This is a genomic window from Coleofasciculus sp. FACHB-1120, assembly GCF_014698845.1.
Classification (GTDB): Bacteria; Cyanobacteriota; Cyanobacteriia; order Cyanobacteriales; family FACHB-T130; genus FACHB-T130.
This window is the reverse complement of sequence record NZ_JACJTV010000026.1, coordinates 24,158-36,848: the sequence shown is the minus strand read 5'-3', so window position 1 is coordinate 36,848 and position 12,691 is coordinate 24,158. Positions and strand designations below refer to the sequence as shown.

Annotated in this window: 9 protein-coding genes and 2 pseudogenes; 8 read left to right on the top strand and 3 right to left on the bottom strand. The window is 47.2% G+C overall.

Features of this window, described 5'->3' with window-relative positions:
* Positions 1-15 precede the first annotated feature (15 nt).
* Positions 16-930 (bottom strand): histone deacetylase, encoded by a 915-nt coding sequence (locus tag H6H02_RS19950; RefSeq protein WP_190820965.1) that lies wholly within the window; start codon positions 928-930, stop codon positions 16-18.
* A gap of 178 nt (positions 931-1,108) precedes the next feature.
* On the opposite strand from H6H02_RS19950, the pseudogene H6H02_RS27945 reads away from it, so the two are divergent.
* The 4 genes and pseudogenes from H6H02_RS27945 to H6H02_RS27280 all read left to right on the top strand — a co-directional run.
* Positions 1,109-1,544: pseudogene (locus H6H02_RS27945) on the top strand (DUF4439 domain-containing protein); the annotation flags it as partial.
* Positions 1,545-1,836: 292 nt separating this feature from the next.
* A complete protein-coding gene (locus tag H6H02_RS19940) occupies positions 1,837-2,313 on the top strand; it encodes an SRPBCC family protein (RefSeq protein ID WP_190820963.1) in 477 nt (158 codons plus the stop codon).
* The gene (locus H6H02_RS19935; RefSeq protein ID WP_190820961.1) at positions 2,303-2,554 is read left to right on the top strand and encodes a hypothetical protein; all 252 of its coding nucleotides are present in this window, start codon (positions 2,303-2,305) and stop codon (positions 2,552-2,554) included. The genes H6H02_RS19940 and H6H02_RS19935 overlap by 11 nt, the downstream gene beginning before the upstream one ends.
* A 180-nt stretch (positions 2,555-2,734) precedes the next feature.
* Positions 2,735-3,092, top strand: a pseudogene (locus H6H02_RS27280) (IS1 family transposase); the annotation flags it as partial.
* Between the two features lie 10 nt (positions 3,093-3,102).
* On the opposite strand, the gene H6H02_RS19925 reads toward H6H02_RS27280, so the two are convergent.
* Positions 3,103-4,443, bottom strand: coding sequence for an AAA-like domain-containing protein (locus tag H6H02_RS19925; RefSeq protein WP_190820959.1), 1,341 nt, complete (start codon positions 4,441-4,443; stop codon positions 3,103-3,105).
* A gap of 292 nt (positions 4,444-4,735) precedes the next feature.
* Between H6H02_RS19925 and H6H02_RS19920 the strand changes: the two genes are divergently transcribed.
* A complete protein-coding gene (locus tag H6H02_RS19920; protein WP_190820957.1) occupies positions 4,736-7,417 on the top strand; it encodes a CHASE2 domain-containing protein in 2,682 nt (893 codons plus the stop codon).
* Here the strand turns inward: H6H02_RS19920 and H6H02_RS19915 are convergent.
* Positions 7,409-10,378, bottom strand: coding sequence for a filamentous hemagglutinin N-terminal domain-containing protein (locus tag H6H02_RS19915; RefSeq protein WP_190820955.1), 2,970 nt, complete (start codon positions 10,376-10,378; stop codon positions 7,409-7,411). The genes H6H02_RS19920 and H6H02_RS19915 overlap by 9 nt on opposite strands.
* 274 nt (positions 10,379-10,652) lie before the next feature.
* Here H6H02_RS19915 and H6H02_RS19910 point away from each other — a divergent pair, with 274 nt between their 5' ends.
* The 3 genes from H6H02_RS19910 (at position 10,653) to H6H02_RS19900 (ending at position 12,590) form a co-directional block, all read left to right on the top strand.
* Positions 10,653-11,036: a hypothetical protein gene (locus H6H02_RS19910; RefSeq protein ID WP_190820953.1), complete on the top strand. Its 384-nt coding sequence runs from the start codon at positions 10,653-10,655 to the stop codon at positions 11,034-11,036.
* A gap of 337 nt (positions 11,037-11,373) precedes the next feature.
* Positions 11,374-11,700 (top strand): DUF4278 domain-containing protein, encoded by a 327-nt coding sequence (locus H6H02_RS19905; protein ID WP_190820951.1) that lies wholly within the window; start codon positions 11,374-11,376, stop codon positions 11,698-11,700.
* 257 nt (positions 11,701-11,957) lie between these two features.
* On the top strand, positions 11,958-12,590 hold the full coding sequence (locus tag H6H02_RS19900; protein ID WP_190820949.1) for a ferric reductase-like transmembrane domain-containing protein: 633 nt from the start codon (positions 11,958-11,960) through the stop codon (positions 12,588-12,590).
* Positions 12,591-12,691 lie beyond the last annotated feature (101 nt).

Here is a 12,691-nt window from a genome sequence, read left to right as displayed (position 1 = left end):
GCCCATTGGAGGTCATCATACAAATGCGTCTACGCATCGTTTGACAGTCTCAAGTACTGATGAAGAAAGGCTCTCCAATTCATAGCCGCCTTCTAAACCAAATAATATTTTGGGTGTAATCTCTAAACAATAATCAGTGATGATGCTGTAATCTTGGGGCTGTAAATTGATTTTAGAAAGTAAGTCTGTTTGATTCGCATCATACCCAGCACTGATGATTAAGATATCCGGACAAAAATCTTTAAAAAAGGGAATGACTCTCTCCTCGAATAACTTACAGTAATCCTGTATATTACTGCCTGGAGCAATCGGAAGATTCAAGACATTGTTATACTTACCCCGTTCATCAGGCTTTCCAGTACGGGGATAGCCAGGTGATTGATGAATGGAACAGAAAGCCATGTTGGGAATATTTTCTACGGCTGCTTGGGTTCCATTCCCGTGATGTACATCCCAATCAAGAATTCCAACTCGCTGAATTCCGATGGATTGAGCGTAAATGGCAGCGATCGCTGCATTGCAGAAAATACAAAAACCCATTCCTTCATCTTTGAGGGCATGATGTCCAGGTGGTCTTGCCAGAACGAAAGCTGGACGTTTTAACTGCGAAACCACATCAATACCATCTAACCAAGCACTGACTGCAAGGCAAGCAACCTCAAAGCTTTGAGGCGAGATTTGAGTTGATTCAAAACACCCCCAACCCCGCTCAGAATAAGTACGAACTTCCTGAATGTAATTAGAGGAATGAATTTGTTCGATCGCTGGGATAACATTTCTTGAGCTAGAAGGACTCACCCATTGGATTTGCTCGGCTATCGTTGAGCTTCGCAATTTATCGACAATAGCAGTAAGTCGCTCTGGCTGTTCAGGATGCATATATCCGGTTTCATGCTGAAGAAATTTATCTGAATAGAAGATGGTAATCATTCAGCTAGTAAAGTTTCCACAATTTTGAAATTACCGCTAGACCCTTCAGGTTGGGGTTGAACGACCGCCTGCATACGAAATCTATGAAAGGGTAGCTGATTGGCGATCCCACTACTTGTTATACACGGTGTTGAGGCTCAGTCAAGCTCACCGTCTCCCAACCTTTCTTGTTTGACTGGCAACTAAGCTGAGTGACACCGATGTGGGCAAAGCTGTTTTGGCGTTGGCACTCCGCAACCAAGCCGATCACAAAAAGCATCGGGATACTCTAGCATCGGTGGTGAAGAGTTTGGGTGCCACCCCAATGATGGCAAAATCTAGCTACGATCTCTCTTCCTACATCAAGGCAGGAGAAGGCAACATCGACTCAGATGTGAATATTGCCTTCACTCGCACTTGCTCTGGAGACTGAGGTAGCGATCGCTTATACCAGAGAAATTGCGAAGCTAAAAACCCCGGCCTTAATTACCGCAGGCGCAAGCATTGGCTCCGATGAATCTGCCCACGCGACGGCAATTCGAGCCGCTTTCAAGTCACTGGGCGTTGATATCGAGATCGTTCCCGCATCCTTCGTCAGTGCTGATACTCGCAAAGACTGGGTGCTGAAAGTCTAATTCAACCGTAGCTTAATCTAGCCTGTCTGCTTTATCTGTTAGCTTGAGAGGGGATGGTGGAGGCGATCGCCTCCACCATCCCCTCTCAGGTTGTATAAGAAGCGATTCCATATTCAACTTAAGAAATTCCCAGAGTAATATAAACCCTAAAAAAAATCTCTTTAATTTTTAATTTTTTAGCAAAACTCATCAAAAACGTCTTGGAATTGATAAAATTTCAAAGCAGGCGATTCCGAAGCGTTAATTGCGAAAAAATTTACCAACGAGCAAACGACTTGGGTGGTGAAGAGAATTGGAACATTTTGAGGTTAGCGAAACCGTCTCCCTCCCCATAGAAACCGTCTGGGAAACTCATGAGGATGTACATCTGCTAGAACGCATCTCTCTACCCTTTCCAATAGTCAGGGTATTGGATTCAAACATTATTTGTGGTTTAGGGACGCGCTTTACAATTCGGGTAGAACTTTTCGAGCAGATAGGAATCGACTGGCAAGTGCAAATTACTCGCTGGGAACCTCCGAGAAGATTTATTGATAAACAATTGCGCGGCCCGTTCCAATTCTGGGAACATATTCATCAGTTCATTCCCATTTCTGAGACAGAGACACGCCTAGTTGATGTAATTAATTTTGAACTGAACCCGTTTCTGGACAGTACCGCGATCCGCTGGGGTTTAGAGACGATGTTTCAGATGCGGATGAACAACCTCAAACAAACGTTGTTAAACGAAAATTTTCGGACAAATTTGAAGAACTCTAATGAAAGATAAACTCCTCAATTGGCTCAATCTGATTTTAGTCGCAGATGTATTCTTGGTCTTGCTCAGTTTTGGGTGGCTCGCGATCGCTGTTTTTGGTCACTCGGTCGGCATTCCCCTCGGTCTCGATTTGTGGTACAAGCTTTGGCAACCCTTGTTTACCCCAGCGCTTGGGATTCTCATGGGAGGCGCAATTCTCAGTGGGATAATTAGCCAAATCTCCAAGCGCCTGAACTCTAAAACCGAATCTTAAGTCGGTCGGATTAATGATTTTTAGGATGGATTAGCTTTCTTCGTAACCCATGCAGGGGTTGGGTTTTATTGCATTTTCCCAACCTACAAACCTCTTCCATTTAATCGCATCCGTCTACTTGAAACTCTAGACTACCTACCATCAGCTCACCTTGTCTGGAGGTTGAAACTTGGCTAATTATGGGTCTGGTTGGCTCTCGATGCAGACACTCGTGAGATCGTTGGCGTTTACATTGACCCACGCTCTGAAGCAGTAGCAGGAAAATTGTGGGAATCTCCGCCTGCGGTCTATCGGCAATGCGCTGTCGCCAATACGGATTTTTGGGCAGCATCTGGGGCTGTTCTACACCCGCAAACGACATCAAGCGGTTGGAAAAGAAACAGGCAAAACTACCTACATTGAACGATTCAACAATATCTTGCGGCAGCAGGTCTCTCGCTTAGTCCAAAAAACCTTGTCGTTTTCCAAGTCATTAGATAACCATATTGGTGCTATCTGGTACTTCATTTATCATTACAATGCATCATTACTTATTTAGCACCACCCATTTAGAAATACTGGCGATATAGTTCGCAGCTTACAGTTACTTTGTCCCCAAAATGATCGATCAGTCCCATGCTGTTTAGCTGATGAGCAAGGCTTGATTCTAAATATATTAGTTCGCGAGTCCTCTGGAGAGCCTGAAATGCCTGGAGCAGATCCGGTCGTTGTTTAAGGATTGTCCAATGACGCTGTAAATGATGGTGATAGATTCCCGTAGGAGTTGGAGCCGCTGCCAGGAGTTGGCTCAGAGTTTGTTCTTCCCGGCTGAGATGATAGAGAGCCGTATGGATGAGAACCGGATGTCCACCAACCATCGCCATCAGTTGTTTGGCTGATTCTCCATCGCTCCAGTTCAGACCGTAACACTGGGCGAGTTGTTGCACTTGAGCTAACGTGAATCCAACGAGTTGAGTTGCCAACCCTACATTGAAAGGAGACTGATTCAGTTGCAGGGGGACATACACTTCTGTAGAGTGAGCGATAATCAGCCGCAGATTTTGCCAAATTGGAACTCGTTTCGCCTCTTCATACCAGGAGCGCAGCAGGGGTAGAACATCTTTGGCAATCTGAGGATACTCAAAAATCTGGTGGAGTTCATCCAATGCGAGAACCAAAGGTGTCTTAATTTCCTCTAATAGATGCTGCCGAAAGTACAAAGTACAACTGACTTTGCTGCCAATATCTTCATCCCAGTAGTCATCTAGTTTTGGCTCAAGTTGGAGTTCACGAGTAACACTGGCACACAAACTGCGGAGAAATCGATTCAGGTCGGCACAAATGGCTCGATCCATTTGCTCTAAATTCAGGTAAACAGTGCGATATCCCTGTTGTTGGGCACGATCCAACACGCGCAGAAGCAGCGAAGTTTTTCCCATTTCCCTGGGTGCTTTGACACGCACCAGTGCGCCTGGGAGGCAGATTTCGTCACACACTTGTGATTCGATGGGCGGACGCGCAATATAGAACGGGGAGTCGATCGCGATCGGTCCACTGGGAAACGCTAGGGTGAACGCCTGGTTCGGATTGAGTCCAGGGGACGAGATGAGGGGTTGCGATCGTCCCTGTGGTTTGGGATGAGATTGGGATATAGCATACTCTTCCAGCAGAATACGACAATTTTTCTTCGTCAGGCGTTGCCCAATCAGATCTGAGAGCCGGTGCAGAAGTTCAGGTGCAACTACATTGGTCAAATAGCCAGGACTATACCCAACCTCTTCTGCAATTTGGCTGTAGGTTTGATATTGCCAGATTCCGCGTAACAGTAATGTTTCTGCCGGATTGAGCGGACGGCTCTGATTGGCAGTTAACTCGCGGTTGAGGCTCTCAAAGAGGGTGTCAACATTCATGAGAGATTAATCCGCAGGCAGGAATAGGCTGAAGGCATTTTAGAGCATAATATGAAATTTTTATGAGATATCTGATGAGATTTAAGGATTGCCTGATGCGGAAACACAACCTATTCAATTAAGCAGTGATATTGTGTCAGTTTTGAAAGTGCTTCCTCATCAGCAATCATTCAAAATTAGATACGGTTTCGCAATAAAGTCTCTGTGGCGCAAACCCAGGAGCGCCTTGGGTAGGCAAGTTGCTTCTGCCACACGTTCATCTAACCGCATCTAAGTGTTCCAAGTTTCCTGTATGAATCAGTACCAGGTTGGTGGCAGTCTGAGTCAAGACCATCCTTACTATGTGAGGCGGCAGGCGGATGCTGACCTTTATCAAGCTTTAAGTAGCGATCAATTTTGTTACGTATTTAATGCTCGCCAAATGGGTAAATCTAGCTTGATGGTGCAGGTATTGCATCAGTTGCAACAGGATGGCGTTTGTTGTGGAGCGATCGACCTATCCCGTATTGGTAGCGAAACCCTGACACCAGAGCAGTGGTACAAGGGATTTGTCGTCGAACTGTGGCAGGCATTTGACTTATTCAGCACAATAAACCTGAAACGGTGGTGGGCTGAGCGGGATGGTCTATCTCCAGTGCAACGGTTAGGGCAGTTTATTGAAGAGATTTTGCTGGTGGAAGTTAAAAGCGAGGAACACCCTCGACCCAAGCTGGTGCTGTTTCTGGATGAAGTGGATAGTATTCGAGGCCTGGATTTCTCGCTCAATGATTTTTTTGGACTGATTCGTGCCTGCTATAACCGTCGCAGTTTGAAGCCTGAGTACCGACGGCTGACGTTTGCGCTCTTGGGGGTGGCTACACCATCCGATCTGATGAGCGATCATCAGAGAACTCCATTTAATATTGGTCGAGCAATCGACCTGTGTGGGTTGTATCAAGCGGATGCCCAACCGTTGGCGCAGGGGCTAGTTGGCTGTGTCCACGAGCCGTCGCGTGCCCTACGAGAAATCTTAATATGGACGGGTGGACAGCCCTTCTTGATACAAAAGGTGTGTCAGCTGCTCGTTGAGCATCCCATTCCGTCTCAATCCATCACGGATCGCGAACACATCGAACAACTGATTCACAAATTTATGATTCAAGCGTGGGAATTCCAGGATGAACCCGAACATTTGCGAACCATTCGCGATCGCCTGCTCAATAATTCTCACTTGACGGGGAGACTATTAGGCATCTATCAGCAGATCCTGAAGGATGAGGGAGTGGACTTCGATGGGAGCCGCGAACAGATCGAACTCTTGCTCTCCGGACTAGCGATCAAGCAGCAAGGGCAATTGGTGGTTAAGAATCCCATTTATCAAGCCGTATTTAACCTGAACTGGGTATGTCATCATCTGGCGCAACTTCGTCCCTATGCCAAATCTCTCGATGCGTGGATCGCCTCTGGCAAAGGCGATGAATTCTATTTGTTGCGGGGGCAGACGTTACAAGATGTCTTGACGTGGGCATTAGGCAAGAGCTTGAATCATGAGGATTATCAATTTTTGGGAGCGAGTCAGGATCTGGCGAAACGGGAAGCGCAAACTGCCCTGGAAGCTGTGGAACAGGCAAGCCAGATGTTAGCGACTGCCCGACAACGTGCCAGCCGAGAGGTGCAAAAACGCCGCATTGGTTGGTGTTGGATACCGGGCATGATGTTGAGTATCGCTATCCCCCTTTTGCTGCTCCGTGGTTTAGGACTACTGCAAGAACTAGAATTGAGTCTGTTCGATCAGTTTGTGCGCTGGCGACCTTTAGAACTGATCGATCGCCGCATTGTGATGGTCGAGATCGACGAGCAGGACATTACCCAAGTCGGGCATCCGATGCCGGACAGAGTATTGGCGCAGGCAATTCAGACCATTCAGACGCAAAAACCGCGAGTCATTGGGCTGGATATCTATCGGGATTTACCTGTCGAGCCAGGACACGCAGACTTAGTGCAGGTGTTTCAATCCACACCGAACCTAATTGGGATTGAGAAAGTGGTAGGGAACCGGGTTGCCCCACCCCCAATTTTGAATCAAAAACAACAAGTTGGATTTGCCGATCAGGTTGAAGATGCCGACGGTAAAGTGCGTCGGGCATTATTGTCTGTTAGGGCTGAAAATACATCACAGTATAGTTTGGCAGTACAACTAGCACTGCCGTACTTAGCGGCTGAAGGTCTCGCTTTGAAGCAACTGGATTCAGCGGGGCGACGATTTGAGTTAGGGAAAGCCATTTTCGAGAAATTTGAACCGAATGATGGGGGCTATGTCAATGCTCCAGCCGGACAGAGCTACCAAATCTTGCTCAATTTTCGAGGAACTGAGGCAAATTTTCTGACTGTTCCATTGCGGCAAGTCCTGAACCGTCAGATTCCTGCCGAACTGTTCCGCGATCGCATTGTTCTGATTGGCTACACTGCCGAAAGCATCAAAGATCGCTTCCGGACTCCCTACAATGGCGGTTGGTTCAATCCGGCGCAACCGATTAACGGGGTGACACTCCACGCCAATATTGTCAGTCAAATCATCAGTGCCGCTCTGGATGGACGACCGCTGATTCGCGTCTGGGCTGAGCCGAGCGAATGGCTCTGGGTACTGGTGTGGTCTGGGGTTGGTGCAGTAATAGGCTGGTCGTTTCGATCGCCGTTGAAGCTGGCAATCGGTATTTTGTTAGCAAGTGGTGGACTGATGGGTGGTGGTTATTTAGCCTTGTTGTCTGGCTTGTGGATACCTGTAGTACCGACACTACTAGGGCTGTGGGGAACTGCGATCGCTATCATCATTGTCACCGATAAACAACGCGATCGCCTTCAGTTTCAACGCACGTTCGTATTGCTGTTAGACGCACGGCAAGACTATCCCACTGCTGGACGCATTGCGATCGAGTACTTAAAGCAATCGGAAACAAAAGAACATCAGGCCGCGATCGATCGACAACTAGGGTGAAATGTTGGGCAATGCACATGACGGATGCATCAACGCTCCTGATGGCTGGGTTTGGGGTTGCTGCGCGACTAAAACAACCGTGCCAGTGCGATCGACGATCCAACCTTGCGCTTCAACGATCGGCACTCCCCGCCCTCTCTCTACCTTCCTGACTTCTCCATCTTCCCCCGCTCCTCGCTCATCCTGCCAAATCTCCTGCCCCATCAATGGCTGTCGGGGGTCTTCCGGTAAACCACCCCGCCCTGTAATGGCAAACGAACTTCCCTCATCTGCCGGACAGGTAGCGGCTATCAGTTGGCCCGGATCGGTGAAGTCAGTGGGCAATGCGGTGACTCCCCGTGTTGGATCAACATCGAGGGTTTGGACAATTACAGTTCCTGTATCGATCGTCGGATTTGCCTGAGAAAAAGCAGTGACATCATTAGTCTTCAACCTTTGCGGATCGAGTGCTGTTGGAGTGGTGGTGTTGAGCAAGCGTTGTAAATCCTCACGGGTACGGAAATCAAAACCAAAGATACTCTGGGCTGTTAGCGTAATTTTTCCACCCGATCCTGCAAAAGCATTAGCAATAATGTCGTTATTCTCATTCGGAGGTGAAACAATGAAATCAGCATCAACGTTAATGTTGCCACCTGTGGCAGTGCCTTCGGCAGTCGTGGTAATACTGCTATTGCGACGTAATAGTAGGAGAGGCGATCGCAAATTAATGTTTCCCCCACCGCTAACCGTGTCAGCATTGATCTCCCCCTGATTGTCAAGCCGAATCACATCAGCATCAACAGTTAATGAGCCTGCAAGCCCTGCGCCTTTACTACTAACGGTTAGTGCTGCACCATTGGTTAGCAGCAGCACCCCAGTGGTAATCATGATACTGCCTCCGTCGCCAATTCCTGTCGATTCTACGTTGCTAAGTGCCTTACTCTTACCATCGAAGTTGACAGTATCACGGGCAGTAATTATCACATTCCCAGCATTCCCCAATCCAACTGTATTAGCAGACAATCCTGCACCGTTAGTCACAGATACAGACCTTGCGGTAATGCGAACATCTCCACCCTGGCCATTAGGTTTCCCTACTACGGTATCTACTACAGGTGATCTATTTCCCATTGAACTGAAGGCGGCAGTGGTATACATACCGTCGCTACCATCGAAGTTGACAGCATTACGGGCATTAATTATCACATTCCCAGCATCCCCTTCACCTTGTGAAAGAGCAGCCAATTGTGCAAGATTTGTTACGGACACCGAGCCAGCTGAGATGCGGATGTCTCCTCCCTGGCCTTGTCCTGAGGGTACGACTGCACTGACGGCGAGGGAATAGTCGAAGCTAACAGCATCGCGGGTCACAATATTAATATTGCCTGCATCTCCGGTTCCGTAAGTCCTGGCATAGAGACCTGCACCATTAGTCGCGGAGAACGATCCTGCGGTGAGGTTGAGGCCGCCGCTATCCCCAGTTGATCCGATCGCCACATCATTCGTGATACTGCTGGCATCCAGGTTAATTGCTTCCGCAGCATTGATTTCAATTCCTCCTGCTTGTGAGCCAACAGTTCCCGATTCTAGGGCAATTCCTGCCAGCAAGCTGCTAGCTGTCATATTCACATTCTTGCCATGAATGGCAATACTGCCCCCGCCCCCTGCACTAACATTCACTAGGGCATTTTCAGTGAAGGAAACGTCAGCCCTTGCCAGCCCATCAGGAACGTTCAACCGTAAAACCTGTCCCTGTTGTGTCAATTCCACAAGGCCCGAACCTGTCACTCCAGCGAATTCTACTCGTCCACCAGGTGCTTGCACTGTTCCACCTTCAAGCCTCACATTACCGCCTATCAGCGCCAGCGTTCTACCAGGCTGAACTTGCAGTCCTTCGCTGCGAGAATTGAGCGTTATGTTGTAAGCCCCTGTGTTGGGGCGAATGGTTGGTCCAGGGATCTTATTCCAGCTATTGAGGGGTAATCCTGCACCGGGACCACTTGGATTCTCTACAGCGTTAAAAATGGAACCTTGCGAACTGCGGGGGCTGTTCGGGTAACTAGAGATACCCAGGTAATAGGTGCCGGAGAGAGCAGGGATAAAGGGTTGATACAACGGTACGGTGGATTGAAATCCCACACTGTCGTTGTTAGCGGATACGCCCAAGCCATTGCTATCGAACAAGAACAACTGGGTGTTGATATCGGTGCTACCTACTGTACTTGCTGTGAAGGGTTGCCCTTCGGTTAGAAAAAGTTGGTACAGATCCACATCGCTGTCACTGCTTAGATTACCAGAGATAGCATCAAACGCTGCTCCGGAAGTCGGGCTGTTGACCGTTTGGGCAGCCCCCGGAAGCTGTCCCGCATCGCCAACTTCAGTAAACGGGTTATTCGGTGGCGGAATCTGACCAGCTTGCACAACGATATCCCCTTCCCCACCGTTGAACTGGAGTCCGCTCGGCACACTGATGGTCAGTAAAGGAGTAGTTGAGGGATTAACGGCACTAAACTCGGTGCCATCTGCAAACAGGATGCTACTTGCTGTACTCGCCATAAATGAGCCATGCAAATCTAAAGTGGCATTAGGACCAAACACAATGCCGTTGGGGTTAATCAAAAACAGATTGGCATTACCCAATATGCCTAGTGTTCCCAGGATGTTTGAGGGATTTGTGCCCGTTACCCGCGACAGAATATTCTCCACTCCCGCAGGATTGGCAAAGTAAACCCGCTGTAAGTTGCCGACATTAAATTCTTGAAAGCTGTGGAATAAATTGCCGCCGCGACGTGCGCCCCCTTCAATCAAATCGGCCGGTTGCCCTTGCAGATTGTCCTTTGGTGTGATGATTGAGCTTTCCGCACCTAGGCTATTATCTGGCAACAGCTGGGCAGCACTTGGCAATTCTGGAAAGAAACTTGCTCCTGCTAACGCTGCAATGGTTGCCAAATAGCGGATGCCTCGTCTCCATCGCTGAACCAAGCTGCACCTCCTGATGATATCCCCTAATAGTTCGGCGATCGCTACGTCAATGTGCAAAACCCTCTGACAGGAATGTCAATAACGAAAGGGTGTTGTAGCAATCCCTCTTAATGCAACCAGAAAATCCTTGGCTTTACAACCGGAGGTTCTAATATTACAAGCAACCCATTAAGAAGAAACTGCATTTCTTCAAATATTTCATCCTGCTCAACGAAGCAATCAACGCTATAAAGTATCCATAGTTACACGTTCCTCATCGCAAGCTTATGAGGTTTTGTATGAGGTTTTATATGAGTTTTATGGATTTGAAGAACTGAAACGATCTGACAAGATGAGAAGCATCAAAGCAACAGCCGTTTCGTGCAGAAACCGTAAAGGCTTTGACTCTATCCATCGTAAGGAATTTTCCACAATGTTGAATCGTATTGGTGCAGTTGCTGCTTCAGCGACTTTAATCACTGTTGGAACTCTTGCATTATCTGGTGCTGCTCTACTTCGCAGTGAGCCTAAGCTAGGTGCTAGCAAGGTTGATTATGGGCAAGAGCATTCATCTATGCCTTCTTCGAGCGATCGTTTCAGTTTTAGTCTACCCACGCTCGATAATTTGAGCAAACCGAACGCTTTTTTCTGCTCCTCCAACTGGCTAAGGTGTCATTAATAAAACTGAGTTAGAGAGTTGCTTGGCAGTTAGCGATCGCTGATCTTGTCACGCTCATCTTGAAGTCAGGGCAATTGCTGTAAAGACAGCGATCGCGCTGTATCTGTTTAGTTGAAGTCATGACTGTGGAAAGCAGTCACAAGGATGTTAAGTTTCATGCTTCAACTCATTTTCTCCACTGTTTAAAAGGTCAGCTTTACAGATTTACAAATATTGGGGCTATGCCAGCAAAAATGCTGTGTTGGGTTATACCTGCTGGTCGGAAGGTTTTTTTTGCCGAAGTAGGTCAACTTAAGGAAATCCGTCTTCTGAACCATCTGCACTCAGTCAGACAAACATGGACATTTCTTTGAGATCGCTCCAGGCTACGGTCTCGAAATTACTCTATCAGCATCCGATGGATGTAATCAGTATGGAGGCTAAAAATACGCAAATGCACTATCGGGGTATTTGCTACCAATCAAGCCATTCTAATCTCGAAACAACACAAGGAGAAATCGCTGGCTTTTATCGCGGTGTGCCTTGGCGCAGACAGTATCTCAAAAAACAGCCTGTACCGCAAGCGATCGCCCGACTCAAGTATCGTGGAGCAGATTATTTCCGCGTTGTCTGTAGTGAGCAAGTTAAGCCGGGGACGGAAGTTGACAGCATTAAGTCTGTGTAACTCAAGTTCTTCAGTCTGTAGTGCTTCTATTTTCAAGGCTGTTTCATTCTGGCGTTAGGGCGATTTTGGCATCAGATTTACTGCTTTAACGACCTAGATTATCCCTAAATCCGTCCATCCAAAATGGCGATTTGGGTAAAACGGCTTAGCTGTGTTCTGTTTGTCGCTTCTACCACTGTAAATAAGAGGAGGCAGGTATGCGTCCACACGCTTTGATGTTTTTAGCTTTGTATTGTGCTAGCTACATCGTCACAATCTTGATTGGAATTTTTCTCAATCCTGCGCCACTTGCCAATATTCTTGGATTTTTAGCACTGCTGTGCTACATTGCCACCTTACTCCCCAGTTTGCTCAAGGCTATTGTTCCAGCCATCAAGCGCAACAAATCCTTGATGTGGCTCCTCAAATATCGTCGCAATCTTGGTGTTGCTGCTTTTTGCTTAGGTGCGAATCATGGAGTTCTGTTAATTTTTGAAAGACATATCAACTTACTTGATTGGCATACCTATCTTCATTATTTTCAAGGGATAACCACTTTAGGAATTTTCACAATATTGACAGTAACTTCCAACGACGAAAGTGTCAAAACGCTTAAAAACTATTGGAAAAAACTACATAAGTTGACCTATCTAGCTATTTTTATTCTGCCTTGGCATATCCTCGACAAAATGTCTGGGAATTGGACTTATTTTACTTTCTTGGCCGTGCTGCTGACACTATTCATTCTGATACTTTTCCTTCTAAGGAAATGCTTGAAACTCTACAAGTTGGTAATGCTCCGTTTCAGTGAGATGAGTAAAGCCAAAGTCCAATTACCGAATCCCCCCAAGCAAGATCAGCCTATAGTGAGGGACTGCGATCGCCACCATTCACTCCAAAATAAATTATGAAATTCAAGCAACTTAATTGCAACATTTGTTGGAAGAACTATCTTTGGGGCACCTGTGAAATTAATTTTCGGAGAAATTGGAGTTTGTATTAAACACTTTAC